General features: G+C 58.6%; 2 protein-coding genes. Both read left to right on the top strand.

Features of this window, described 5'->3' with window-relative positions:
• Positions 1 to 728: 728 nt before the first annotated feature.
• The gene (gene dmpG, locus EOA28_RS33735; RefSeq protein ID WP_128315746.1) at positions 729 to 1,805 is read left to right on the top strand and encodes a 4-hydroxy-2-oxovalerate aldolase; all 1,077 of its coding nucleotides are present in this window, start codon (positions 729 to 731) and stop codon (positions 1,803 to 1,805) included.
• Positions 1,805 to 2,069: class I adenylate-forming enzyme family protein (locus tag EOA28_RS33730; RefSeq protein WP_148671032.1), on the top strand; the 265-nt coding region annotated here is incomplete at its 3' end. The genes dmpG and EOA28_RS33730, both read left to right, overlap by 1 nt.

Genomic DNA, 2,069 nt, shown 5'->3' with positions numbered 1-2,069 from the left:
GCCTTACACGGAGGAACTGTCATGAGCACCACCCTCGATCAACAGACGGCGCAGGAGCAGGCCGCACTAAAGCGCACCATGGCTTCCCATACCTCGACGGCGACGCCGGTCGCCACTTGTATCGCGGATGGGTCAGTTCCTACGAGTTGGATGTCTGGCGCGACGGGTACTGCGGCCGATAATCGTGGCGGAACTGGCGGGCGCCTGCAGACAGCCTATTTGTCCCGGCATCGAACTGCCATCGCAATCCTGGACGCCGGCTGCGGAACGGCCTCGTCCGTGTGGAACTGGGACGCCGCGGCTTCCGGTCGAGCGACGGGATCGGCATCTCCGAGGAGATGGCCGAAATCGCCCGGCAAGGTCTACCGCCATGTCCGAGGCGATGTCGACCTTAACGGGCCGCTCTTCGAGTACTCCAGCGCAAGCCACGACATCACGATCTTCTGCGGCGTCTTCACATTTGCAGGATGCGGGCATTCTTGTGCCAGCACAGCGTCTAAACGACGGCAGACACGTTGCCGAGGAGGGGGCGCACTACCGGGTTTTCCAACTGCCCGAGAAGGCCAGCGCGCCAGATGAACAGGGGCCTGACAACCCATCCCAAATCTCGCTGTCGAAGCTGGCAGCCGATCCAACATGGGTTATAAGGGCCTCCCTTGCCCACCCTCGGATTTATTGATGCCGACACGATGGCGATGCCGCGCTCGGCCGGTTGAGAGGTTTTCATAATGAGCGAACGTCTGCGCCTACTGGACACGACACTTAGGGACGGCAGCTATGCTATTGATTTCCAGTTCACCGCGCGCGATACGGCCGCCATCGCTGGACAGCTCGAAGCTGCCGGCTTCGAACTAATCGAGATCGGACACGGGGTTGGCCTTGGAGCGTCGCAGCGAAATTACCGCCGTGCTGCGGAAACAGACGAGGCCTATTTGGCTGCCGCCGCAGATACGTTGAAGCGCGCCCTGTGGGGGATGTTCTGCATACCCGGGGTCGCGACCCTACAGCAAATCGATATGGCGGCCGAATTCGGCATGAGGTTTATACGTGTTGGAACCGACGTCGCCGATGTTCCTGATTCTAAGGACTTTATTGAGCGAGCGAAGAAACATGGCATGGTCGTCTGCGCAAACTATATGAAATCGTACGTCGCCGCGCCCGAGGAATTCGCGCGCAATGCGCTGCTATCTCAGCAATACGGTGCAGATGTCGTCTACATTGTAGACTCGGCCGGGGGGATGCTAACGCGTGACATGGAGGGCTATTTCCGCGCGGTTCGCGATGTTTGTGACGTCAAGATAGGCTTCCATGGTCACGACAATCTTGGTCTCGGGGTAGCCAACGCGGTCCGCGCGGCGGAGCTGGGTGCGGCGATCGTCGATACGTCCCTGCAAGGCATGGGCCGTAGTGCAGGAAATACGCCCACTGAATTGTTCATCGTCGTCATGGAGCGACTCGGCGTGGCCATGGGCTTCGATCCGTTGCGCGTCATGGATATCGGCGAGAAATACATTAAGCCGCTCATTCGCCGCGATGGGCTAAACTCGCTCGATATTGTGGCAGGATTTGCACAGTTCCACTCAAGCTACATGACCTTGATCAGAGAGTATTCGAGCAAGTTCGGAGTCGATCCGCGCAAGCTCATCATCGCCTTGTGCGAACGAGACAAGGTCAATGCTCCTCGTACCATAGTTGAAGACTTGGCACATGCGCTGAAGGCGGAGCCAGAGGACGCCTTCTCGGCTAGATTTCAGCTCGACCGTTATTACGGCGCCGAACAGAATCCCCACCCGAGGAAATCCTGATGCAGACTTGGTCCGAACGGTTGGCTCGTATCCTCAGAGACAACGCCGAACGCATCTACATCATCGACTCCGCAACGGGCGAAGTGACGACGTATGAAGACCTCGCCCGCCGATCGGCTTCTCTGGTGAAGCAACTTGAGCGTCGCGGGGTAAGGCGAGGTGACCGGATCGGAGTCCAATTGCCGAACGGTTCGGTTTTCGCAACGGTCTATTTTGCATGCCTTCTCGGCGGCTTGACTGTTGTTCCGGTGAACAGTGCCTTAC

The organism is Mesorhizobium sp. M2A.F.Ca.ET.067.02.1.1, from assembly GCF_004023285.1.
In the GTDB taxonomy this organism is placed as follows: Bacteria; Pseudomonadota; Alphaproteobacteria; order Rhizobiales; family Rhizobiaceae; genus Mesorhizobium.
This window is presented reverse-complemented; position numbering and strand designations above follow the sequence as displayed.

Excerpts from the sequence above, each read along its gene's own strand:
- dmpG (WP_128315746.1), top strand. The coding sequence starts at position 729 with ATGAGCGAACGTCTGCGCCTACTGGACACGACACTTAGGGACGGCAGC.